This window comes from Mycobacterium simulans (genome assembly GCF_900232995.1).
Lineage (GTDB): Bacteria > Actinomycetota > Actinomycetes > Mycobacteriales > Mycobacteriaceae > Mycobacterium > Mycobacterium simulans.
Genome location: NZ_OCVX01000003.1, coordinates 1,812,394 through 1,836,385, shown reverse-complemented (window position 1 = coordinate 1,836,385; position 23,992 = coordinate 1,812,394). Strand labels below are relative to the sequence as shown.

Below are 23,992 nucleotides of genomic sequence, written 5' to 3'. Positions count from 1 at the left end.
TTCCGGCCGCAACCCCAATGCCGACCTGGCATTCAGGCACCTCGTCGGCGAGCCGCCGTGCGATCGCACGGCGGCTCGCCGACGAGGTGCCTGAATGCCAGGTCGGCATTGGGGTTGCGGCCGGAACGGTTTTGGCGGGCAACGTCGGTGCGTACGAACGCTTCGAATACACCGTTATCGGTGAGCCAGTCAACGTGGCTGCGCGGTTGTGCGAGTTGGCGAAATCCGACCCACACCGCATCCTGGCGTCAGCCGACACAGTACAGGCGAGCGATCCGGGCGAACAGGTCTACTGGGAAGTGGGCAAGCAAACGGTGCTGCGCGGCCTCGATAAGCCACAGCGACTGGCCGGATTAGCCGCGGTGCCGCACGAGTGGTTGACGATATTGTGCTCAACCATCAACAAGATATGACCGCACAACCTGATAGCTATCCCGCAAGGGAGGGCGTGCCATCACCTTCGGGGCGAAACCATAACGGGGACCGGTCCCCGTCGCCACGCCCGGACCCGCACCGGCCAACGGCATACTCGAAGCGGACCGCGGAGGCGGCCGGAATTTTCAGCCGCTAACCGCATGCAGTGGCGCCGTCGAACGACAGCGCCGGATTGGCCTGCGGAGTGACAGCCTTCCGCCGAAGAAATGCGGTGAAGGCGGCCACGATTGGCATGCTCCTCGAAACTCGACCAGCACCAGTGGTTCCGCAATGTGGCCCGCATCTCGTTTACAGACAGCCATATTATGTCTAGTATTAGGACGCAAAGGGCTATCTTGTCCACCAAGGCGCCATGTCGGGGCGCAATAGAGAATCGATCTGAGCTTGAACTGCACCCGACGCAAGCCTTATGGCGGTACGAGGGCCTATCCATGGCGCTTTGGACTGATCGCCCGGGCGGCACTGGCCACGCTGCCAATCCTCTGTGGCATGAACCGACTCGGTAGGCATAACCCCTCACAGCTGATCTGGATCCGGCCGACAGCAAGAGATCCCGTTCATTTGTGTACGCCAACCCCGTCTGGACCCGGGATACGGACACTCCATTGCTTTCCGGGTGGAAGTCGCTTTCACAGTGACGCCCGCATGATGCTCAACGACTCAACTGTGTTGCTCAAGATTCGTGCACTGAGCCGTGGTCCCACGCGGCCATGGTCAAGGTAAGGCACAAGATTTAGCAAATACCGCATTATTCCGCGAACACGAGGACGAGGCAAATGGGATCAGGGACCGAGCTTTGCGATAAGACAACTAACATCATTTCCGGCCTTTTGGCTTCCCTCGGCGAGGGAATCCCTGATCCGGGAGACATCTTCGGCTCCAGCTCCTCGCTATTCAAGCAGATCAGCGACAAGATGGGGTTAGCCATCCCGGGCAGCAATTGGATCGGCGAAGCGGCGGATTCCTATTTGAAGCAAAACGTCGCTCAGCAACTGCGTGTCCAGGCGTTTGGTGATATCGACCGCCTAACCGGAAACCTGGTTTCAAATCAGGCAAAGTACATCTCCGATACCCGCAAAGTTCTGTCGGCTATGAAGAACATGGTTAGCGGTGTGCGGAAGGCCTGCAAGAAACTCGAGAAAGTTCCGATTGTCGGCAAGGGCCTGTCGCTGGCGCTTGCAATCCCACCATGCGGCTCTGCGATGTCCGTCGTCGGTGGTGCAATGTTGTATTTGACGATCATGACGATGAACAACACTAGTAATCTCAAAGGATTGTTGGGCAGGTTAATCGAGATGCTGACCACCCTGCCCACGTTCCCCGGCCTGCCCAAACTACCAATCCCGGGATTGCCGGAAGTCGCCTGGCCACCCAAATTGCCAGAAATTCCGATCCCGGGCTTTCCCACTATTCCTGGTATGCCCGAATTCGTCTGGCCGCCCACCCCTGGCAGACCCGACTTCAACCTGCCGATCCCCGGTGTGCCCGAATTCCAATGGCCGTCAATCCCAGGCATTCCCGAGTTCAATTGGCCGACGCCGGGCTTGCCCATACCGGGATTCCCCCACTTGCCCGGGTTGCCCAAGATTCCCGACCTCTTTCCCGGATTGCCCGGCTTGGGCGAATTGTTTCCCGGCGTGGGTAACCTGGGCGGACTGCCCACCTGGACCGAGTTGCCCCGCTTGCCCGACTTCTTGAGCGACTTCGCCGGCCTTCCAACCCTAAGTTTCGGCGACCTCCTCAGCTTCGGCCAGTTGCCCGGCGTTGGTCAGCTCACTGCAACCTTGAGCCAGCTGAGTCAGCTCGCATCTCCCGGTGGACAGCATGCCACCATGGCAGGCATGGTCAGCGCGCAGACTTCCCAGGCCGGATCACTCGCTCAGCAAAGCAGCCAACAGCAGGGCGCCGTCGTCGACGATGTCAGTAAGGACGACGAGAGTGGTGCAGCTGGCGGTGCAGGCGGCGCCGAACACGCACCTATCGATGCTGGCAGGGACAGATCCGAATGGGCAGAGCGAGTTCCGTTGATCTAGTGGACATTTAGCGGCTCGGGTGTCGGCGAGCCCGTCCCGCCCGGGCCCTGTCCACAGGGGCCTCCGTCGGCAGCAACCCCCTTGATTGCCAGGCGGGCGTCGTCGCCATGACAATCCGTTGATGCCACGTGCTCCAAATAGCAGGCTGACCTTTCCGCCTGTTCCGCCAACCCCGGACGGCCATCATCCCGCGGACTTATTGAGTTTTTCCAGCCCGGCCTGATACGCGTACAGGCTATGACGCCACAGCGGGTCGATTGAGCCCCCGCTGTCGACGCAAATCGGACTGCCCACATGCACGTAGGGCCACGGTGGTACGTATGGCACGAGGTCGAGGAAGTTCACAACTCGAAAGCAACTCTTGATCATGTTGTTGAACGCTTTAGCGAAGTCCCCCAACCCGGCTGTCGGCCCGGCGAAGGTCGTCAGGCCGGGTTGAATGTTCGGCTGCATATTGAGAAAGATGTCGGGAGCGGCAAGCACCGCAAGCGCAGCGCCAAGACTATGTCCAATGACGAGCAGTCGATCGCAACCTTCGCAAGCGACCGCAAGATGATTGACGATGCTCGGCCGGACGAGCCTGTAAATCGTTTGAAAGCCCGAATGTACGCAACCGAACTTGTTGAGTTCTGCGTAAGGCTCGGGGAGTAAACCGAGATCGGTGATCACGTCGTCAAACGTAACCGTGCCGCGGAACGCTACGAATGCAGTGCGCGTCACCGCACTGCGGCCCATCATCCCAAATATCAAGGCGTCGAACGCCAGAGCCGTCACCTCGGGATGCCGTTCGGCAGTCGTTGAACCTGCAGCAACGTCAACTTTGATCACAGCTGTCTGAACGAACCCCGGCGGAAGGGGCACAGTGTTGCAATCTGCTACCGCATAGGCGGCGAGCGCCAGCGGCAACGTCACTTCAAGGGCGAACTTTGGATCGAATCCTGATTCCTGTGCCGGGCCGACTGCATTGGCATTGCCGATCAGCGGATTGGCCCATGGCGCAACGACTCCAATGCCACTGGCCAGAGCGGCACTTGTCAGGAAATCTCGCCGTGCCATTCCCCTGGACCGATCGCCGCTCATCGACGCCCCCTCCCCCGTAATGTGCTGCAGCCCCCACACGTTATCGGGCTTCGTGCTCGCACCAATGGGTCGTTGCGCGTCTGACGCCATGATGCAATCTCACCGATTCATTGGAACCGACTGCGGCACAATAGGTATCCGCAAATTCACCAATTCAAGGATGCACACCCCGCACATCACACAGATTCCCGGCGCAGCCACTAATGTGGCCAGCCAACCTCCCTCGCTTGCGGTGCGCGACGGCCAACTTCGCTTCCACCTCCGCAAGAGTCAGCCCCTTGGTTTCCGGGACGCACATGCGCACAAAGACCAGAAAGCCGGCCGAAATGCCCGCAAAAATCAGGAATCCGATAGCGGCGCGATCCGGCTCACCCGGACTACCCACAAGGATCGGAAAAAGCAAGGCCACCACCAGGTTCGCCAACCAATTGAGAGCGATTGCCACCGCGCTGGCTCGCGCCCGGATTCGAGCAGGAAGCACCTCGGCGACCAGTAGCCAGCCAATCGGACCCGCCGAGAACGCGTGACAAGCTGTAAAAGCGAGCATGGCGGCGATCGTGATTGCCCCAGACAGCGCGGAATGCGACAGGAGTCCAAAGCTTGTCGCGAGCAGAGCCGCGATCATCCCGACCAACCCGACGGTGAGCAAAGGTCGGCGACGGTACCGGTTGAGCAACCCTACCGCGACGACCGTGAAAACGACGTCGATGATGCCGATGGAGAACGACGCGATCTCGGCGCCGGCACGGCCGCGGACACCAGCCATCGCGAACACCGCTGTGGAGTAATAGACGATGGCGCAGATCCCAACGAGCACGTCCATCAACGAGGCTCCCATCGCGATCATGATGGGGCGGCGCAGGGACGATTGCACAGTGACAACGGCGGTATCGGTGCTGCGTTGATGCGCCGCGATGATGCTTTCGAGTTCAATATCAACCTCGTCGCGATGCCGAGTCGCCATGAGCGCCTCACGGGCATCATGGAGGCGACCGCGTGCGACCAGCGAGTACGGACTGGACGGAACTCGCGTCATCGTTATGGTCTGCAATATCGCTGGAATTGCATTGACTGCGAACATGGCTCGCCACTCATGGCCACCGAAGCTGACAATGGCGCCCACTGTGAAAGCCAGCACAAATCCGCTGGCTATCGAGAATTGGTACGCCGCGATCATCGCGCCGCGTTTCTGCACGTGAGCCAGCTCGCCGATGTAGGTGGGTGTGACCGCTGTTGTTACGCCGACAGCGGCGCCAAGAATCAGCCGGCCGATCACCATTGCGGGAGCGCCATCCGCTGTTGCTGCGATGAACGATCCGGCCGCGGCAACGACCCCTGCAACTCCAAGTGCGAGTCGGTGGCCGTAGCGTTCGACAGCCGGTCCAGCGCACAGGCACCCGACCAGCGCGCCAACGATCAAGCTGCCGACGACGATTCCAACTGCCAACGCGGACAGCGAGTATTGCTCCCGGATCGGCCCAATGGCATCGTTGCTGACGGCGATCGAGTACCCGAAGAGAGTTCCCGCGGATCCTCCGATGAGGAAAAGGCGCCGCCAGCTCAGGGTAGGGCGACGGGTGGGAGATCCGACTTCGAGTACCGACACGGTGTTGTCCTTAGTTGGTGGTTCATGGTTTGGCTGATTGCAATCGCGGCTCGACGTGGCGTGCAAAGTCGATTGGCTCGCCGGACAGCTTCTGGCACAACGACGCCGCGGCCCCAAACCTGAGCTCAGCAGGCTTGTTTCGTGGTCGCGCGCGCCTCGATCATCCCGAACTAGCTTCCCTGCCGGCATCCATGAACATACCGATCGAGATGGTCACACTTGCAGCCCTCGATCATTGGGTTGTTCATTGAATTGACGCCCGACCACGTTTGGTACGACAGGCTACCTTGCCGCCGCGACTCGCCAATATCCCCCGATTGGACGGATCCGACGTCCACCGATTGGCGCTGAGCAGCGACTCTGGCGCTGCCGGAACAGATTTCCCGCAAGCTAAGCGATCGGTCGGTTGTAAAGGCGTTGTACCTAACAGGACTGGTGTCGAGATTGCAGTCGGAATGTACAAATTCGTGAGCACATGCTGCGACGCATTACGACGGTTCAGCGTGGTGACGACAACCATGGGCCGCCTCGCCTGTTGCGCATATACCCGTATAGGGTATATTTCATCCGTGCCCGCCACACACCAACTGCGACGATTCTCGGCGACGCCGGTGCCGTGCCGCAAACCGTCGCGTGTAGTCACCAACAGCACGTCACCGTTTCGCCATATCGTGGCCGCGGGCGCCGCGCTTTGGTTAGTACTGTGGCTGGTGGTCGTGGGCGCCCACAATGCCGGCAAGAATGGTTGGCTACACGGGGAGTGGCCAACGCCGCATCCATCGCGTGCGTCGGCTACGTCGATGGGTGCTGAGCCAGCCCTCAATGCCGGACATCGGCCAGCCCTCAATGCCGGTCATCGGCAGCTCTACCAGGACTCGTGGACCGCACACGGTGAACGGTTCATGACGGCTGTGTTGCCGCCGTCAGCCGGCGCGTTCGGGACTGCGGATGCGGTTGCGGGATCGGTGGTCGATGCGATCACATCGGCCCAGCTCTCGATGCCAGTGGATCGGAGTCCACCCGTAGCGATAGTCGATTGTCTTGTCGGTCAGGAACTTTTGATACGCCTCTGCGTGTCTCGCCGCTGACGGGTCAGCCTTAGGTCGTCCGCCTTAGGCGCTCGGCCGTTGAACGCTCTCGTCGCCGTCAACTTGCCGCCTTCGCGCAGCACACAGCAACGTCCTATGGCTGAAATGTCTTCTACTGCTACCGATCCTCATCTCATCCCAACGCCGGCCACCCCGACGAACCGGGTGGTTTACGCCACAGACGACGGCATCTTGGCGTTGACTGCGGGCGCGTGTTCGCCCCAGGGTCCCGCTCATGCGGTGATCAATACCCCGCCGCGGCAACTCGGCATCTCCACGCGCCAATCTCATGCAGCAGTGCGGCTGCCTAGGTGGCATCTGAAGGCGTCGACCAGGCCGTCGGCTAAGTAATCGAGGACATACCAATGGATTTCGCCCTACTGCCGCCGGAGATCACCTCGACACGGATCTACGCTGGTCCGGGCACAGAACCCATGCTCGCCGCCGCGGTGGCCTGGGATGGGCTGACCGACCAGCTTTATGCAACGGCGAGCGCCTATTCTGCTGTGATTGCACAGCTGACGAGCGGCCCCTGGCAGGGGCCAGCGTCGGCAGGCATGGCGGGTGCGGCGGCAGCCTATGTGGCGTGGTTGACAACAACGGCGGCCCAGGCTGAGCAGACCGCCAACCAAGCCCGCGCAGCGGCAGCCGCATTCGAGGTGGCACTTGTGACGGCGGTTCCACCGCCGCTCATCGCCGCCAACCGCAGCTTGTTGATATCACTGATTGCAGCCAACCTCTTCGGGCAGAACACCCCGGCCATCGCGGCCACCGAGTTGCAATATGACGAAATGTGGGCCCAGGATGTCGCCGTGATGTACGGCTACGCCGGCAGCTCGGCCGCCGCCATGGCCCTGACCACGTTCACCCCGCCACCCCAGACCACCAACCCAGCTGGGCTGGTCTGCGAGTCCGCCGCCGTCGAGCTGGCCACCGCGACATCGAGTTCCTCCAACGCTTACGCCGCGCTGATGCAAATCACCGCGGGATTGCCTAACATGTTGCAACAGCTCACATCTCCCGTGATCTCGTCAACAACCTATCTCTCGTGGTTGTCGACCTTGAGTTCGTTTGTGTCGCCGATGGTCACGCCGTTGTACGGGTTGAGTTCCGTGATGTCGACGTTGTCGTCTCTGACCTCGGTCCTGAAATCATCAGGTACCACGGCAACGACCATCGGTAAGGAAGTGAGCGGGCTGGGGTCAGCTTTAGCGGGCGGGCTCGCGTCCGGGACAAAGGCCCTCGCGGCAACGGGCTTCACCGGCCTCGCCGCGGGAGGGGCCTCCGCCGCTGTAGGCCAGGCTGGCACGATCGGCGCACTGTCGGTGCCGCAGGGTTGGGCGACAGCCCATGACGCGGGCATCCCAACTGCCTCGGCCTTGTCAAGCGCGGGCCTGGGTACATTCGGGGCAACTGAAGCGGACGCACTAGCTGGCACCGGTCTGGATCGCGCCGTTCCAGGCCTGATAAGTCCGCCACCGACGACGGTGGCCGGGCGCAATGCGAGCGAGGCTACCGGCGCTACCCCCCGATTCGATGTTCGTCCCACCGTGATTCCCCGCTCGCCCATCGGCGGATAGCTATCGCATCCAGACCGCTGAGCGCCGCGAACTCACCTGAATGCCCGAAAAACGGACGCCAATCAAGCTATCCGCCAAAGTGTTCCACACTCAGAGTGCAACACATCACCAATGATCAACACGCACGTCCCAACCGCCAGATTGACTATCTGGCTGTGGCGCAACGGACGTAGCTGATATCGGACTCATTGACGGCGATGCCCGCCCGACCAAGCTCCTCGACGCCCTGAGTAGCCACGGCGAGATATTCGCCGCCCAATGCACTGAACTCGGCTGCGCTGGACAGCAACACCGGATCAGCCGCCGGTGGAACCACCGCGGTGATCAGCGGCAGCACGTCGGCGTGGCCGCCAGCCAGCTGGGCGGTCAGCGCTTCCACCGCAGCGGCGGCCGCGGCCAATCCTCCAGGAACCACTCGTAAGGTCACGCACTGTCCTTCTTAGGATCCGGGCACACGCACCGGCCGGTGGACCACGCCCGATGATGGCTGAAACCCCTTGCACGGCTGAGCACTCAGTAACTCAGAGTCGTCTTTGACGGTGACGACTGAGTCAATGTCATCAACAACTGCACCAGAGGTACCAGAGCCATATCGGCCCAAATGGTGCCGCGAGGCGGGACAATGCGTCCCCAACACCAGCCACCCCTCGAGTCGGCGGTGCAAAGCGTCACGGCGAACACCCAAAGTTGCGGCAAAGTGCAACACTGTCGATGTCGCGCGCTCTTCGTCGCGGCGACGTCGCGCGCCATTCTGGGTACCGCATTCGCGGTGCCGGCGGCGTCCGACGCAATCTCGGTGATCGCCAGCAACATTCGCCTCAGCAGTGCCGCGATCGCCGGCCTGTCTAATCCTGCACCCACTTGACTTTGGCTGCGCGCGCCGGCCGAACACCTTCTCCTCCGCTCGTGGCGGGATATACGAATAGTCAAGGCCTTTCGGGTCCAGGCGCTCCGCAGTTGCGATTCAACGCAGACCCGTGTGCCTGCCGGTGGGCCGAAATGGGCACATGATGTTGAACGGTTTCGGCAACGCCCTGGCGGATCCCGCTAACCTGCGTCGCGCTTGTCCCACAATTGGGGGACAAGTCGTGTCCCTCAGCCATTGGAATCAGATTTCATCTGGCGCCGTCCCCCATCCGTACGATACCGGGGTATGCCAAACCGACGCAGGATAGTAGACAGGGTCGTAAACCCGAAATTTCGCCTGGTGGCATCGATTCCATCCGCGGGTGTGTGCCGATACACCATCGATGGTGTGACGCCGGGCAACGATCTCAGCGGGGGTCCGGTAGCCGACATTGCCTGACCCCCGCTGACTCCACCACCTATACAATCCGGGAGCCAAGGAACGTACGCTCATGTCACAGCAATTCAGGCTAGGTACCAGAGCAGGAACGCATATTTGTTCTCATCTATTCACGCTCGCAATGTATTTCGAACATTCTCGGCAGCCTCCGGTCCATCACCGTCATCGACGTTGCTAGTTGCTGCTGCCGGCGTTGACCCCGCTCGTACCAACGAGCCCAATGCACGGGGCCCGCGTCAACGACGAGAAGTCACCCGCTTTAACGCGGAGCGAACATTGCGTGTTGGCTCCGCAGCGCAGACAGGAACGCCACATGTCCCAGCTCACCCGAGAACCCGGCCTCGACCTATCGGCTCCGCGCGGACGATCCGCACGGATTCGTGAACTGATTCGGGAAGGTGCCCGAATCGCGCTCAACCCTCAGCCGGAATGGCTCGATCACCTCGACCGCGCCACCCTGGGCAAGAACGCGACCATCGCCGAAGATCCCGTCCTCGCTGCGGCCGTTCGCCGCGCCAGCCGCGCCAACCTCTTTTACTGGGCGGCAGCCAATGTGCGCGATCCCGGTGCCCCGGTGCCAGCTAACCTCGGCCCCGAGCCGCTAGCCCTGGCTAGGGACCTGGTCCGCCGCGGCTTGGACTCAATAGCCCTTGAAATTTATCGCGTCGGCCAGGACGTAGCGTGGCGGTATTGGATCGAGATCGCATTCGAGCTCAGCGCCGACCCGCACGAGCTTCGCGAACTGCTCGTTGTTTCGTCCCTTTCCATAAGCGAATTCATCGGCGCCACACTTGCCGGCATTGCCGCCCAGGTTGAGCTGGAACACCACGAGCTGGCCCGCGGCAGTCACGCTGAGCGTCGCGAGATCGCCGAGCAGATCCTTAACGGCGCCGCCATCCGTCAAGAAAGCGCCGAGGCAACGTTGGGCTACTCCCTGGATCGACCCCATACCGCCACCATCCTGTGGAGCGACGACTTCGAGGGCGACCACATCTACCTCGACCGAGCCGCCGACGCGTTCAGCCAGGCCGTTGGATCTACACGACGGCTGACCGTCGCCCCTACCGCGGCCACCCGCTGGGTATGGGTAGCCGACGCCGCGGACCTCGACGGCGATGCCATCGAGCAAGCACTGAACACCGCGCCCGGCGCGCGCGTCGCCATCGGACCCACAGCACACGGAATAGAGGGCTTCCGGCGCAGCCACCTTGATGCGTTAGCCACCCAACGCATGGTGACACGACTCCAGTCACACCAGCGGGTCGCGTTCTTCAACGATATCCAGTTGGTGGACTTGATCACCCAAAACACTGAAACCGCAGACAGATTCATCAAGAGCACGCTCGGAGAATTCGAGTCCGCCAACCCTGAACTCCGCGCAATTCTGCTCACATATCTGCACCAACAGTGCAATGTGTCCCGCACCGCAAAGCTTCTCTTCAGCCACCGCAATACGCTATTGCGGAGGCTCGAGTCTGCCGAGCGAATGCTGCCCCGGCCGCTCTCACAGACCTACATTCGCGTGGCCGTCGCCCTTGAGGCTTTACAGTGGCGGGGCAACCATCCGAACTCGGGATGATCCCGGAGATTCCACGGGCCGTTGCCGCAGAGGAACCTCGACGTGATTGCCCAAATTGCGTGCTACCGACGACATTTGCCTTCGTTACCTTGGCGTGCCGCAGAACTGTTGGCTTCGTCGGCATGATCGTCGACTAAGGGAACTCCTCTGGGCTGCTGCACCCGACATGTCGCATTCGAAAGCAACATCGACATGCACATGACTCGTAGCCGTCCCGCAAGGGTAATGGCCCGACGACTAACCCAACGCTACCCAACAAGTTGATCATCGGACTTCTTGCCCACCAGCCGCGTCACCGCCCATCCGGGCCCGAACACGGTGATGGCCTTGGTCATAACCGAGACGTTGGTTGACGGCGGATGGTTCTGTAGTAGTGCAGATAGGCGATCGCCGGTACGACGACAAACGTAACGACGATCAAAGTAGCTGAGAAGTAGTTGGCGTTTCCGTGCTGCGTTACGAAGATGGTTCGGAAGTCGAACGACACCGTCAGCGCAATCGAGATGGCCACCGCAGCGATTGGTAACACCTTGTCGGTGTAGGGGTTTTGCTTCACTGCAGCTCGGTCTCCGGTTCGGTCGCGGGCCAATGCGATGAGTGCGATGGGAACGATGATGAATTGGATGAATCGAGCGATCACTGCCAGACCGGTCAGGTTTGCGCTGTCGAATCGAAGCGCTAGCGGGAAGGCCAGCGCCAACACCGCAGTGATTCCGAAGGCAATCATCGGAACTCCAAACCGGTTCTTCCTCGACAGGCGGGCCGGCAATGTCCCGGCGTCCGACAGCGCGGTCCACAGCCGTGGGGCGCCGAACGACGCGGCTACGTTGATGCCGAACATCGACACCAAAGCTCCCAGGCCAACGATTGTTCGGAACATATCGCTTCTGATCGCCGCAGCCAATCTCACGGTGTCGTTGGAGGCGACAACCTTATCCGAACCCAGCAGCATGGCCACGATTACAGCGAGAACGTAGACAGTACCCACCGCCAAGATTGTGAGCGGTATGGCCCTGGGCAGGGTTCGATCGGGTTCGTCCATCTCCTCGGCGGCATTGGCGATCGATTCGAATCCCGTAAAGGCGTACAAAGCGGAAATCGTGGCAAGCACCAGTCCAGCGACGACCCCATGTCCGACTTCGATGCCTCCGAACAACGCATACGGTGGTGGATGGTAAACCGCCGTCGATGCCGATGCCCCGTAGTTGTTCACGTGCCGGGTGGCAACTATCCAAAGCCCTCCGATAACGAAGGCCGATAGCGCAAATACCTTGGCCACCGTTGAGGTTCCGTTGGCCCACTTGACGACTCGGTTGCCAAAGAGGTTGATGGCTAACAGCACTGCGACAAAGATGATGAGCGTCAATGTCTTTACGCTGAAGATCTCGGTGTCTTGGGCCCACGTGCGATGGGGAAAGGCCACTGCTAGCAGTGTCGAGACGAACAGCGACGCCAGCACGCCCCACGCGATGGATGCGACGATCGCATGCGTGACGCCGACATAAATGCCGATTCGCTGACCGAAGGCGGCGGTCGTGTAGGCATAGGAGGCGCCGTTGGTCTTGACGTATCGGGCTGCTGTGGCAAACACGATCGCCATAACGCCCGCGAAAATGCCGGCCAGAATGTAGGCAAGCGGTGCTAACGGTCCAGCCAGCCTGATCACCGCACCCGGAGTCAGGAAGATACCCGCCCCAAGTATCGAATTGATCCCGAGCATGACGACGCTCCGGAAGCCGAGCTTGCTCATCGAAGGCCTTCTCGAGGTGTCACGTCAGGGTGTAGTAACAGACTTCGAGCGGCGGTGCAGAAGACCTGCTCGGGGCGTCCCAGCTCGGGTGATGAACTCTTGGCATGCTGTCGAACCGGTACCGCACCAAACCCGCCGGCAGCAAGCGCATCGCGAATCATCGTTTGATGCTCGGCTTCTAACGATGTTGCCTGCGTGTGAATCATGGCACCATGAGCATCGACGTCGTTGAATTGATAGTTAAGGATCATGACTAGACGTCACCTAGCATGAAACTGCTCGGCGGTCGCTATGGCCTGCGCCGCCGAATACAGATCAGCATCTGCCATCACAAATGAAGTCACGCGCGTCTACCTCCAAAAGCCGGCCCGAGTGATCACCTGAATGCCCGAGAATGTCGTCCATTCAAGCCATCCGCGACCGTGCGCCAAATTCACACGGCGAAGCATCACCCAATGATCAACACCCACAACGCAACCACCAGATTTAAACCACCCACTAACTCGCAACAACGTGAGACAACCTGCACCCCGCCACTACCGCCGCACCTCGCTCCACGAACAAAACCACCCAGCCCGCACGACAACCCGCAACAGATTGCAACCGAACGGAATCGGCGGCAGGAACGGCTTAGGCAGTTGGGTCACAAGGGAATCGTGGGCGCCGGCCAGCATTTCGACAGCAGGACTGGCAGATCAGCCTGGCGAGCAGGACTGGCGGATGTCGCCCGTAAGGGGTTATGTGGCGCTGGGCCACCAGATTCGGTTGCCGATGAGTGCCATGGCTGCGGGGACAAGTATGTTGCGGACCACGGTGATGTCGATAAGCAGTCCGGCGCCGATGGTGGATCCGATTTGCACCAGCTGCAGGACGCTGCCGCTCATGAGCGCAAACATAGTGAGGGCGAAGACCACTCCTGCGGTGGTGATGACGCTGCCGGTCTTGCCGAAGCCCCGGATGATGCCACGTACCATTCCATCTCGGGATTCCTCGCGGATGCGTGCGGCGAACAGCATGCTGTAGTCGGCGCATACGGCGATCAGCGCCATGAACGCCACCGGTAGGACTGAGAATTCTAGATCGATGCCGATGACGTGTTGCCATACCAGCACGCTAAGTCCTGCTGCGGCGGCGAATGACAAGCACACCATGCCTACCAGCAGGACAGGGGCCAAGATGCTGCGCAAAAGCAGCATCAGCACGAGCAGCACTCCCAATATTGCGGCGAGGCCAAAGACGGCGAAGTCACGCCACATCTGGTCGCCCATGTCGTCGAGGATCGATGCGATACCGGTAGTGGCGAAATGTGCGTTGTGCAGCGCTGTTGCCGTGGCGGCAACCTGGGCTGTCTCGGCCAACTGCCGTGCTGTGTCGCGTACTTCAATGTTGTAGGGATTTGCCTTCCATACCACGACCATTCGCGCCGTCTTGCCGTCGGCTGAAAACAGAAGGTGTTGCCCGGCTTTGAACGTGGCGTCGGAAAAGCCTTGCGGTGGAAGATAAAACCCTCGTCCGGCACCGCTCGAGGTGTGTGCGCTTAGACCATCGAGGTAGTTGGAAGCTACTTGGAGGCCTTCGCTCAGGCGACCGGTAAGCTCGACCACCGTATCGACACCGGTCTTGACCTGGTTAAGGCCGGTGACGAGCTGCGACATCCCTCCCGATAGTCGTTGCGCGCCTTCGGTGAGCTGATTGAGCCTCTGATTAAGCTGCGCCTGCGGTTGACCGTTGACGTGGGCGGTCATTGCCTGCAGCTGTTCGAGCAAGGTTTTTAGCCACGGTAGCGCGGCCCGGACCTTGCCGATAGCCTCCTGCGGCAGCGCCGAAGCGGCATGCAGGATCCCCAGGGCCCGGCCCACTGCTCCGTTGGTGATTTCGTCGAGGTCAGCCAGATCGGCCCGGCCTCGCATACACAGCGGATTGGCCAAACACTCACCACTTAACTGTGGCTCCAACATTGGACCCAGCGCCGCATTGGCCGCACCAATCGCCGCTACCGCACGATCGTCATTGCTCAAGGCGTCGAGAACAACATCGAGCAACCGCAGCGAGGCGGTCAAATCAGCGATCGCTGTGGGCACACCGATGCGACCGTCAGTCATTGTGGCCAGCGCAGAGCTAGCAGCGCCATAGCTGTTCAACATTTCATGGGCCAGCCGCGCAACCTCTTGGACGCCCGAAACCAATTGCGGCAGCTGGCTATTTGCCGACTCTGCACCGTTGAGCAATTGAGTCGCACCCAGATCCAGCCGTTGCAGATCCGGGGCTGACTGACTAATGTGCCGAGACGCATCGCCGAGCCGATCCCCTACAATGCCGACCTGATAACCCACCGCGGTTTGCTCAGCGGGCTTACCGAGCGGGCGGGTAATCGACCGCACGAACGCCACATCGGGAAGCCGCTCCACACCAGCAGCTATCACGTCCAATGCGGCGAGGTCATCGGTGTTGCGCATGTCATGGTCGGAGCTGATGATCAGATACTCCGGTGCGGCTTCGTTCAAACCCCAATGCTCATATACCTTTTCATGACCGATACTGCTCTCCGTGGGCCGCAGCTGCATCGCATTCTCATCGAAATTGATCCGCAACGTCACCAACACAACTGCCAGCGCGATTAGGACCACCAACGACCCAACGGTCAAGACCCCCGAACGCCGAACGATTCTGGCCCCCCAACGACGCCACCGAAGCTCGTCTAGCCGGCGCGGCTGCCCATAACCTCGCCGCCCCGCAATCGCCAACAACGCATACGGCAAGGTCACAGACACCATCAATGTGATCGCCACTGCGACCGCAACCGGAGGCCCCACCGCACGGAACATACCGATCTTCGTTAGCATCATCGCCGAAAAGGCCACCCCGATCGTCACCGCCGAAGCCATCAGGATCCCCGAAGTCCGTTGACCCGCACGAACTAGCGCCAACGGCACGGCGACACCCTCTCGGCGTCCCTCGTGATAGCCAGCGATGATGAAAATCGCGTAATCGGTGCCCACTCCCAACACCATCGCCGTCATCAAAGCGATCGTGAAATTCGACACCGTCATCACCCCCGTCATGCCAAGCACCGAAACGACACAACGAGCCACACCCAACGAAACACCCACCGTCACCAACGGAATCATTGCCAACACCAACGACCGGTACACAACCAACAACAACACCATGATCAGCACAACCGACACACCCGTAATGACCAATAGCGAACGATCTATCGCCGCGAACAGATCCGCCAACGTCGGCGCAAACCCCGTGTAGTACACCTGCACGCCAGCCGGTTTCGGCATTGACTCGATCAACCGGCGAATATCAACAATATTCTTCCGCGCCTCCGACGAGCCAATCTGTCCAGTGCCGGCCACCACCACACTGATGGCCTTACCGTCAGGACTCACCGCGATACTGCGCAACCTTTCATCAGAGTAGGTATCAAGCACGTACGCGACATCGCCCTTGTCCGCACGCAACGCCTCAACGAGTCGACCGGCAAACACCCTGTCCGCGTCACTAAGCCCCGCCTCATCAACGACGACCACACTGCCCACCGCAGACGACGCCGGCATCCCAAAATCCGCCGACATCTGCCGAAGGGTCTGCACCGCTGGAAGGTGAGCCGGCATAAACGGCGACGAATCCTCCGCAACGGTCGCCTCCAACTGCGGAATCAACGCATTCAACACCGCGACCAGAACAACCCAACAACCAACAACCCACCACGCATACCTCGCCGAGAATGCCGTGATGGCTGAAAAGAACCGGCTATCACCGTGTTTCGTGGGAGCAGAGAGCGCTCGCCGACAAACCCGAATCACACCTGGGCGCTTGCGCGCGCGGTTCCGGTCAGGTTCGCTACAAACGGGGGTTATTCGCTCAACATCCAGGCGGGCCTCAGCACACGGCATTGCGGTAACTCCAAGAAGATGACGCCCCCGAGGTGCCACGCGGCCCAACAGCCGGGGGATTGTGTTGGACAAAGCTCGTTAGCCCCTCGCGAACGCCGAGATGTCCGTCGAGGCAATGATGGTGGAGCGATCGATACGACCACCACCCGCCTGCCGTGAACGTACGCCGGCGCCGTTGCGATTGCGTTGGGCAACAACAGGGTTCGATAACAGTTGACATGGTTGATGAATGCGATTGAGGTGCCTGGTCAATTAGTTGGATTCGCTCATGCAACTAGTGGCGTCGCGAATGTACTGCCCGATCTGACGTAACGAGCGGGTCGCTTCGGGAACTAGCGGCGCAGCCAGCTGGAAAGCATGGACCTGGCCCGGCCAAACCCGCAGCTCGGCCGACACCCCGGCTGCCGCGAGCTTGCCAACGGCCAGCTGCGCGTCATAAAGCAAGACCTCCGAGCCAGAGACATGAACCAGTGTCGGCGGCAACCCCGACTCGATGTGATCAAGCGGCTCATAGATTTCTTCACTCGCGCCGTCAACGGCGTGCTTGGTGGCGGCTTTGTTTACCAACGTCACCAGCGCATCGAAAGCCTTGGCCGGAAACATCGCATCGGTCTTGATGTTGGGATGAGACTGCTTTGGCCCACTGGCCAACTGCAGCAATGGAGAGATGGCCACAAGTGCCGCAGGCTGTTCGTCATTCTCGCGTAGCCGCTGCGCAAGGGCCAGCGCAAGGTAACCTCCCGCCGAATCTCCCACCAACGCAATCCGGTCGGGCTCATATCCACGCGCTCGCAACCACCGGTACGCATCGTGACAATCATCGAGCGCCATCTCGATCGAATGCTTTGGGATCAGACGATAGTTGACCACCAACGCCGGCGCGTCGGCAAACGCCGACAGCGCGGTCGCGATTCTTCTGTGCGAGTTGGCCCCACACGCCAGGAACGCCCCGCCATGCAGGTACAGCATCACTCGCCCAGCCCCGCTGAGGGGCGGAACTCCGGACGCACAAACCACTTCCGCGGTGGTGTTCGGCAGATTCATTGCGATCCTGGTTGCGGCCCGGGAAGGAAGCTGCAACGCCGACGCAACGTCGATTAGGCCCCACGGCAGGGGCAGGTGCGGGAAGTGGGCGATCATCGTCACAACTGGCTTCACCGTGATTCGCGACGTCAGGGCCACCAACCGCCCGGCAATACTGGGTCCACCCTCGACCACCTCGGTGGGCGACCCATCACCGAGTGCATGTCGCGGCGCCTTCAATTCGCGCGTCGTCGCTGCATCACGAGGACAAGCAGCGTCCCGGGATAGGCGTGGCCGGTAATCCAATACCGTCATGACTCGTATTTGTTGCGTCGATTGGTTAGTGAATAGGACCTACCTCGCACCGCAAATCCCGCCGCGGCCGTGTCCGTTCGGGGCGCGACATGATGGGCAGCGAAGAGCAAATCGAGAAGCATCACAACAACCACCTAACGAGGGAGAATGAGTTCCGAGTCCACCGTCATTGTGGACGCGGCGTCACGCGCGCCTTACTGCGATATGGTTACGCAGCAATAACCGTTGCGGAAACTTTCAACATATTCTACATGCGCTATCACCATGTTAACCGCTCGATAGATATAGGTTCGCTGTGAACGTTTTGCATGTTCACTGTTTACATTCGCATTGCAACACGGGTAGGCGCGGCCAAATGTACAACGCGTAGACGGTGACATTGGGGCGAAGGGCGCAATAAGGCGCAATAAGATGCAGTCCTATACATTACCGTCTTGGTCACCGCTGTAAACGAGCGGATGCGCTATTCCGATTCCCCCGGCGGTCGGCGGATCGGCGGTCAGACTGACGCCAGCAGTCCGTGGGCATGACCTTGATGACCGGAACGCAACCGGCGGCGAAGTCGCACAAGACCGCAATGGGCCCGGGGCCGGCTTGGGTCGGTGCGACCAATCGGGCCCCGGCCGGTAGCGGGGGTACGCTTCTGACATCCAAATCACATGTTGATTGCAAGACTCCACATTTGTCCCGACGCTGCCGACGGAAATCTCATGCTTCTGACATCCCCGCCGGCAGCTACCGGTGACCAATCATTCTGCCAAATTGTCGCCAACGAACATCGCCGACACGACCAGCGCGTACGCCGACTCATTCTCCGTGAACAGGAGCTCGTGAGTCATGTGATCACCTCCTTGCCCTTTACACTTATTCCGCTTGCTCACATGTTGGCGGTGAAAGACGAATCGAACCCCCTTACACACCGACCCTGCAGCTATCGACAGAATCACTCTGAATGTGCAAATCTCGTGTCCGTTTCACATATGCGCGGGGTAGACAAATCAAGTTCCAAAGTTAATTTGGATGGATTCCAGTAGGCACAATTGCCAACGCCGGCCGAAACCGCTCTGACCATATCGTCGGAGGCGGTTCGGCCCGCCGGGCGCCGCCACCGCGGTGGCCACGGATGACCTCGTGGAGCGCGATGACTGCATCAGAACGCTTCACATCGACCGGCAATGACCGCAACCGCCCGGCGACGCTCTGGCTCTGGGGAACGTCTTCGCGATCGCCGTGCACCATCGCCACCTCGTCATCGGCCACTAGGACTCCATCGCGGTCGTGTTCGAAGATCCAGCCGTAGCCCTCCATGCCAAACAGATGCTGCTCGGCAGCGCGCATGGCTTTGTCTCACATCCGTTGCACTAGCCGCCATGACTGGACCTATGCGCTCGCCGGCGATATTCGGATGCCAGCCATCGCCTGAGATTCAGCACCATTTCGAAAACACGCCCATGTTGCCGGCGTGGCGAGATACCCGGCCCCGCATCAACGTCGATATCGGCTTCTTTCGGGGAAATCAACCTGGCGGGCTCGGCAACCCCCGCGGCGCGCGGCAACCTCGCACCTGCTCTGATCAATTCCGCCACTAGGAACTGTTCGTACGTAATCAATAGCCGTGCTTTCCTCGAAGTAGTCGAGTCACTGCCCATAGGCGTCAAGCCCGAAGGCGCTCGAAAGGCGTTGTCAGCTCACATCGTCCGAGACACTGCCTCGCGTTGTCGGTGACGCCTTAGCAATAATAAGTGGCACATACCTGGGACTTGCCAGGTCAAATTTCCCCGAACATCGCAGCGAGATGGGAAGAAATGCCCGCGGCGCCGCCACCTGAGATGCGGGGAGTATGAAGTCAACCAACGAGCCCATGAGCTAGGGCAAAGTGCACCACGGCTACACGCACTATGTCATGCGCAGTTGTCCCGTCGCACGCACGCGTGAATTGATAGCGATCGACGCCATCTGTCGATAAAGTCCCGCTTGTCAAAATCTTTTACATGCACGGTTAATACCCAGCCACTAGGCCGTTCCAGCAGAGCTGTGATTTCCGCTACTTCCAGTGCACCAGCCTGGACTTGGCGCCGTTTTCGCGTGTACAACTGGCCGTAATTCGAGCGGATCCGAGGCCATGTAGCCGTGCATCGATACAAATGCACGATGCTTGACGCACTCGAAATTCGACAAATTAGAGGATGGATTTGCCGCAATGCGGGAAGGTGCACGCCCCCCTACGCCGGAGATGGTTGCCGTCGCGGCAACCCAAAATAAGCGATCTCGTCCAGCTGAGACCGTCCATCCCCGGTCTGATTCCTGCCCCCTTGCTCGTGGAGTACATCCTTCGTGTGCGTTCGATTCTAAATTGCTCTCAGTTGCGGCGGCTATCTAGCATGCCGCACGACCTTATCCTCGGATCCGCCGTCACAGGCGCAAAGTTCACTCCAAAGAATCACGCTGAGATGGGCGAACCACTGTTCGACGTCGTATTGCGCGGGCGAACGATCCAATTGGATACCAACAAACTGCTCGCAGAAGCTTGCGCACTGTATGACATCGGCGTCCGTTATTATCACTATCAGGCCCGAAACCCACACACGCATGAACCGTGCACTTCCAATGCGATCTATGCCGCATTGAGTCATGAAATTCAAGACCGGCTTCCCGGGATGCTCATAAGCTTCGGAGCTAGCAGGAACAGCATCGAAGTAAGGGAAGCGATTCGACGGAACGGTGAGTGGGAAAGGATCAGTCAGGCAGCTTTGCCATTGCATCTTGGCGGCGCCCACTTCGTCACTAGTCAAGGAGGAGCTGAGTTTCAAATAGTCCTCGATCTGGAGCATAAAGGCCACGACATTTCTATCGAAGCCGTCTCAGATCCAGAGTTTGCGCGAATTATCCGCCACTATGTTCCATCCATAACCGACAGCGTCATGATCCTTGATGTTCATTCGACAGCCGGTGGTACATACTATGGAAGCAGCTCACCTCGTATGCAATTCGAGGTTTACCGACAGGCCGTCGATGCGCGCCGCAGATTGCATCTGTTGCACGAGGTAGAGTGGATACAGCTTGACCGCAGTTGCGCTCTGACCCGTTTCGCGACGGAACACCCGCTGATTCGACTCGGCTCGGAAGGGCAACTCAACATCACACTTCTCTTTGGGTCTTCTTGGCGCCTGCCATTTCCTGAAAGCTACGCGGACTTCCGCCGAGCCGTTTGCCTGGCCAAGTCTATTGAGCGGGACCTCTCCGGAAACATTGCCCGGAAAGTCACCATATCGGTCGGGGCTGCCGTTTTGCCTCAGCACGCACGGGCGCATATCAACGAACTCGAATTCGGCGCGCGCAAGGGCCAGCTCGCGGGTCCACTGGAACGCCTGGCGTGTTATGCGGCTCAGCCCGACAGCGAGGTCGACGTGATCCGATCCGGACTCGAGGACACCCCCTACATCGTTACGCACGACGGCGATATCACGCTCACAGATAATTTCGGTTTGGCGCACCAGGTAGTGGAAATGGTTGGTAGTTGCGGAGCTTCAATAATTACAGATCCACCTACGTTGCGGAGCCGTATGGGATTCGCTGGGCCATCGAAAGCGATGGAGTTTCCGCCGGCCGCCACATTGGCCACATGACGCCCGCCATCGACAATATCGACTACCGCGTCGCATTGAAACAGATATGCCGTACAGTGCCGGCGACATTCGCGCAGGGGGAATGGATTCTCAACGGCTACATCCCGATCCTTGCGGACCTCCAGCTAGACGCCGGCGCCCTCGGTGATCGGTTCGACATTGCCTACACTCCGACCAATGTGTTCGCGATGTCGGAACTGTCGGTCGACTATGCCGGCGTGAGCGGGGGCGCACCGAATGTGGTGCGCTGACATGCGTGGGCAGTGGGTACCGCTCGCAGTTTGTCCCGCGGTGGCCGCACGGTCCACGGCAAAACGCAATTTGTACACGATGGGGGGATCCGGTGGCTGTCAGTAGGCGACAGTTTGTGGTTGGGGGTGCCGCGATGGCGGCGACAATGACAGGCGGCGTCGCGGCGTGCGATTCGCCAGATGTGAAGACGTTGCGGGTCGGTGCCGCGTTTCCCGATCCGCCATTCAATGGGATGCCCGGGAGCGGCGGCCTCGACATCGATCTGGTGAACGAGATTGCCAAAGCCCTTGGTATGACCGCCAACTTCATCTCCTACACCGGAGCAGACTTCAACGGAATCTTCACGGCTCTCAACCGGGGCGACTACGACTGTGTCGCCGCTGGGACCACCGTGACGCCGGAACGTGAGCAGCAGGTGGCATTCGTTGCGCCCTACCTAGTTTCTGGGCAGTCACTGGCCGTCGATACCACCCGGCTCCCACACGTACGTTCTATAGACGACTTGGCTGGGCTGACTATAGGCGTGCAGCAGGGCAACACGAGTCAGCCAATCGCGAACCGGCTTGTCGCCGAGGGCAAGGCAGCATCCGTCCGAGTCTACGATTACGGTGCGATCCGTTCCGCGCTGAGTGACCTGACCACCGGCGCTTGCGACGCTTTTATGAAGCTGGCGCCGGTCCTCATCGAGTTGGTCAAGCAGGTGCCCGGTGTAGAGGTCGTCCAGCGGACCGGCATCTCGGTTGAGAAGATCGCAATCGCTCTCCCCAAGGCGGACCAGAAACTTCTCGAGCGGATAACCGCCGCGCAGACCGCTCTCGAGCGAGACGGAACACTGCAACGTATTCGGCTGAAATGGTTGGGCGATGCCAACTTGGACCAGAGCCAGACCGCGCGTTGATCAACCCCAACGGCGACGGATCTCACCCTGGCCGAAGTCGCCGGCGGAGTGCGCTGACACCGCGAAAACCTCTTAGCCGCAAGGCAATATCGGAGACCGCACAAGTAGTTACGTTGCCACAATTTCCCAAGTCGAGCAGTACATTTTGCATGGTCTACGGCTCAGTCCGTTGGTACAGCGGGACGTTCTGTCTCATCTCCCCGCAAACGTAGGACAACTTGGCCCTTTAACACCGGCGCGGTGGTTGAGCATAGTTTCTAGATGCCAAGGTCAACGCAGCGGAGGCCGCGGTGACGCGTTGTGTCCATGTAGGTCGATCGCCCGCCTGGACTGATCGTCGTTCGGGGAATCCCCTTATCGAGGAGGTAACTCCCTACCTGTCAAGGCTATTCAAGATGCGCATACAACACCGAGTTGGCTGTGCTGACCGGTTTTCGTGAGTTGACACTTGCCGAAATCAAAGCACCGCGGTTCGCGGTGATGGCCATGCTGGTCGGGTGCTATCGAGGGCCTGACCGTCACGGATGGCCCCAACGGCGTCGGCAACGCCCCCAACGACGTACCAGTCTCGGCGAATCAACACACGACGCTGCGCTAGCCAGTGTGATCATGCGATGAGGTTTCACGCCACCACTCGGTTCCACAGCATGGTGTCGAGCGTGTTGGAGCCGATCGACAGCTTCGGCGAGCAGGCGCTGTTCTTTGGCGAAACCGTGCGGTACATCCCCAACGCGGTCACCCGATACCGGAACGAGACCACCCGGCTTATCGCCGAGATGGCCCTGGGCTCAGGAGCATTGGTCATGATTGGCGGTACGTTGGGGGTCGCGGCATTGCTGACATTGGCCGGAGGCGGCGTGCTCGCCGTACAGGGCTACTCGTCGCTGGGCAACGCCGGTGTCCAAGCGTTCACTGGGTTCCTCTCGGCTTTCCTCAACGTCCGGGTGATCGCGCCGGTGAATACGGGTATCGCGTTGGCGGCCACCATCGGTGCCGGCGCCACCGCACAACTGGGCGCAATGCGGGTAGCCGAGGAGATCGACGCCGTCGAATGCATGGCGGTGCACTCGGTTTCATATCTGGTGTCCACCCGACTGATCGCCGGCCTGATCGCGATCATCCCGCTGTATTCGCTGTCGGTGCTTGCCGCGTTCTTCGCGGCCCGGTCCACCACGGTGTTCATCAATGGACAATCCGCGGGTCTGTACGACCACTACTTCAATACCTTCCTCATCCCATCCGACCTGCTGTGGTCGTTCCTGCAAGCCATCGTGATGGCAATCGCGGTGATGCTGGTGCATACCTACTACGGCTACAACGCCACCGGCGGGCCGGTCGGAGTCGGTATCGCAGTCGGGCAGGCGGTGCGGACTTCGCTTATCGTCGTGGTGGTCATTACCTTGTTTATCTCGCTCGCCGTTTACGGAGCGTCCGGCAACTTCAATCTCTCGGGCTAACACCATGGCAGCAGGCGGATCTCGGCGTGACGGCCATCGTCGTCGTCTGCAGCGGTTCG

16 protein-coding genes and 1 pseudogene are annotated in these 23,992 nt (G+C 60.2%); 9 read left to right on the top strand and 8 right to left on the bottom strand.

Features of this window, described 5'->3' with window-relative positions; genetic code table 11:
* A partial coding sequence (locus MSIMFI_RS09080) for an adenylate/guanylate cyclase domain-containing protein (protein ID WP_191498097.1) occupies positions 1-413 on the top strand: 413 nt, incomplete at its 5' end.
* Between the two features lie 798 nt (positions 414-1,211).
* Positions 1,212-2,468 carry an EspA/EspE family type VII secretion system effector gene (locus tag MSIMFI_RS09070; RefSeq protein ID WP_191496960.1) on the top strand — a complete coding sequence of 419 codons (1,257 nt, stop codon included), beginning with the start codon at positions 1,212-1,214 and terminating at the stop codon, positions 2,466-2,468.
* Between the two features lie 183 nt (positions 2,469-2,651).
* Here MSIMFI_RS09070 and MSIMFI_RS09065 read toward each other — a convergent pair whose 3' ends face one another.
* Positions 2,652-3,548, bottom strand: coding sequence for a lipase family protein (locus tag MSIMFI_RS09065; RefSeq protein ID WP_224770127.1), 897 nt, complete (start codon positions 3,546-3,548; stop codon positions 2,652-2,654).
* A 154-nt stretch (positions 3,549-3,702) separates the two neighbouring features.
* On the bottom strand, positions 3,703-5,154 hold the full coding sequence (locus MSIMFI_RS09060; protein WP_186244910.1) for a sugar porter family MFS transporter: 1,452 nt from the start codon (positions 5,152-5,154) through the stop codon (positions 3,703-3,705).
* A gap of 455 nt (positions 5,155-5,609) precedes the next feature.
* On the opposite strand from MSIMFI_RS09060, the gene lpqS reads away from it, so the two are divergent.
* Both lpqS and MSIMFI_RS09055 read left to right on the top strand, forming a co-directional pair.
* Complete coding sequence (gene lpqS / locus MSIMFI_RS29985) at positions 5,610-6,242, top strand: putative copper homeostasis (lipo)protein LpqS (RefSeq protein WP_449869521.1); 633 nt, start codon at positions 5,610-5,612, stop codon at positions 6,240-6,242.
* A gap of 365 nt (positions 6,243-6,607) precedes the next feature.
* The gene (locus MSIMFI_RS09055; protein WP_191496959.1) at positions 6,608-7,822 is read left to right on the top strand and encodes a PPE family protein; all 1,215 of its coding nucleotides are present in this window, start codon (positions 6,608-6,610) and stop codon (positions 7,820-7,822) included.
* A gap of 145 nt (positions 7,823-7,967) precedes the next feature.
* Here MSIMFI_RS09055 and MSIMFI_RS09050 read toward each other — a convergent pair whose 3' ends face one another.
* Positions 7,968-8,249, bottom strand: coding sequence for a PE family protein (locus MSIMFI_RS09050; RefSeq protein ID WP_191496958.1), 282 nt, complete (start codon positions 8,247-8,249; stop codon positions 7,968-7,970).
* Positions 8,250-9,441: 1,192 nt separating this feature from the next.
* Between MSIMFI_RS09050 and MSIMFI_RS09045 the strand changes: the two genes are divergently transcribed.
* Positions 9,442-10,707: an Rv1453 family transcriptional regulator gene (locus MSIMFI_RS09045; protein WP_191496957.1), complete on the top strand. Its 1,266-nt coding sequence runs from the start codon at positions 9,442-9,444 to the stop codon at positions 10,705-10,707.
* A 331-nt stretch (positions 10,708-11,038) separates the two neighbouring features.
* On the opposite strand, the gene MSIMFI_RS09040 is transcribed toward MSIMFI_RS09045, so the two are convergent.
* The 5 genes and pseudogenes from MSIMFI_RS09040 to MSIMFI_RS09020 all read right to left on the bottom strand — a co-directional run bounded on the left by MSIMFI_RS09040 (position 11,039) and on the right by MSIMFI_RS09020 (position 19,038).
* A complete protein-coding gene (locus MSIMFI_RS09040) occupies positions 11,039-12,457 on the bottom strand; it encodes an APC family permease (RefSeq protein ID WP_191496956.1) in 1,419 nt (472 codons plus the stop codon).
* Between the two features lie 78 nt (positions 12,458-12,535).
* Positions 12,536-12,708 (bottom strand): annotated as a pseudogene (locus MSIMFI_RS09035) (type VII secretion protein EsxI); the annotation flags it as partial.
* A 486-nt stretch (positions 12,709-13,194) separates the two neighbouring features.
* Positions 13,195-16,272 (bottom strand): MMPL family transporter, encoded by a 3,078-nt coding sequence (locus MSIMFI_RS09030; RefSeq protein WP_396819712.1) that lies wholly within the window; start codon positions 16,270-16,272, stop codon positions 13,195-13,197.
* A 342-nt stretch (positions 16,273-16,614) separates the two neighbouring features.
* Positions 16,615-17,700 carry an alpha/beta hydrolase gene (locus tag MSIMFI_RS09025; RefSeq protein WP_191496954.1) on the bottom strand — a complete coding sequence of 362 codons (1,086 nt, stop codon included), beginning with the start codon at positions 17,698-17,700 and terminating at the stop codon, positions 16,615-16,617.
* Between the two features lie 1,011 nt (positions 17,701-18,711).
* Positions 18,712-19,038 (bottom strand): TfuA-like protein, encoded by a 327-nt coding sequence (locus MSIMFI_RS09020; RefSeq protein WP_191496953.1) that lies wholly within the window; start codon positions 19,036-19,038, stop codon positions 18,712-18,714.
* 1,112 nt (positions 19,039-20,150) lie between these two features.
* Between MSIMFI_RS09020 and MSIMFI_RS09015 the strand changes: the two genes are divergently transcribed.
* From MSIMFI_RS09015 to MSIMFI_RS09000, 4 genes are all read left to right on the top strand, one after another.
* Entirely contained in the window at positions 20,151-21,326 is a 1,176-nt protein-coding gene (locus tag MSIMFI_RS09015; RefSeq protein WP_191496952.1) for a hypothetical protein, read from the top strand.
* Positions 21,323-21,577 carry a hypothetical protein gene (locus tag MSIMFI_RS09010; RefSeq protein ID WP_191496951.1) on the top strand — a complete coding sequence of 85 codons (255 nt, stop codon included), beginning with the start codon at positions 21,323-21,325 and terminating at the stop codon, positions 21,575-21,577. The genes MSIMFI_RS09015 and MSIMFI_RS09010 overlap by 4 nt, the downstream gene beginning before the upstream one ends.
* A gap of 134 nt (positions 21,578-21,711) precedes the next feature.
* Complete coding sequence (locus MSIMFI_RS09005) at positions 21,712-22,476, top strand: ABC transporter substrate-binding protein (RefSeq protein WP_224770126.1); 765 nt, start codon at positions 21,712-21,714, stop codon at positions 22,474-22,476.
* A 614-nt stretch (positions 22,477-23,090) separates the two neighbouring features.
* Positions 23,091-23,933 (top strand): MlaE family ABC transporter permease, encoded by an 843-nt coding sequence (locus MSIMFI_RS09000; protein WP_191496950.1) that lies wholly within the window; start codon positions 23,091-23,093, stop codon positions 23,931-23,933.
* Positions 23,934-23,992 lie beyond the last annotated feature (59 nt).